This is a genomic window from Mesorhizobium sp. L48C026A00 (assembly GCF_000502375.1).
GTDB classification, from domain to species: domain Bacteria; phylum Pseudomonadota; class Alphaproteobacteria; order Rhizobiales; family Rhizobiaceae; genus Mesorhizobium; species Mesorhizobium muleiense.
Genome location: NZ_AYWU01000109.1, coordinates 1 through 791, shown reverse-complemented (window position 1 = coordinate 791; position 791 = coordinate 1). Strand labels below are relative to the sequence as shown.

Here is a 791-nt window from a genome sequence, read left to right as displayed (position 1 = left end):
GGCCGGTTCAGGTAGCCACGCGCAACCCCCGCCCCGCCGATATAGAGCTCGCCCACCGCCCCGAACGGCACCGGCGCACCATGAGCGTCCAGCAGGTAGATCCGCGTGTTCGCAATCGGACGGCCAATATGCGGCACGGCGTTGTCACTGAGAAGTCGTCCCGACGTTGCCACAACGGTGACTTCCGTAGGGCCATAGTTGTTTATCAACTTGAGAGGAGACGGTATCCGGGAAGGAACACGCTGGAGACGATCACCGCCGATCAGCAAATGTCCCAATTTTGGATTTACCAGCTCGTCTTGCAATGCGGTTATAGCCAGCGGTGTGGCTAGAAAGGCGGCATCCAGTGGTTGATCACGCCACCATTGCAACAGACGCGAGGAATCTCCTGCTGCCGCCCTGGGCGGGAGCAGCAATGTGCTACGATTGCATAATGCGGACCATAGCTCCCAGGTGCTGGCGTCAAAAGCCACTGCAGCCGTGAGTGTGCAGCAGGTTTCTGGTTGCGGACAAAACGTTTGCACATGCCATGCTGTAAGATTGACCACTCCGCGATGCTCGACCATGACGCCCTTGGGCGTCCCGGTGGAGCCCGAGGTGTAGATGATGTAGGCGAGCTGGCGGGGGGTGAGCCCCAGCGCGCGCGGGTCGGGATCGTCAGCGCCCTGGTCGGCCCATGGACGCGCGCCGTCCGAGAGGTCGACCGCCGTCAGGCTGGCGAGCGCCTCGGCGCCGAGGGCGGCGCGTCCGGCCGCATCGGCCCGCAGCAGCTTGGGGGCGGCATCGGCGAG

The 791-nt window shown here is 63.7% G+C and carries 1 protein-coding gene; it reads right to left on the bottom strand.

The features are described 5' to 3' along the window. Positions 1–791 (bottom strand): AMP-binding protein (locus tag X738_RS80585; protein WP_036270808.1); only part of this gene is annotated, 791 nt, incomplete at both ends.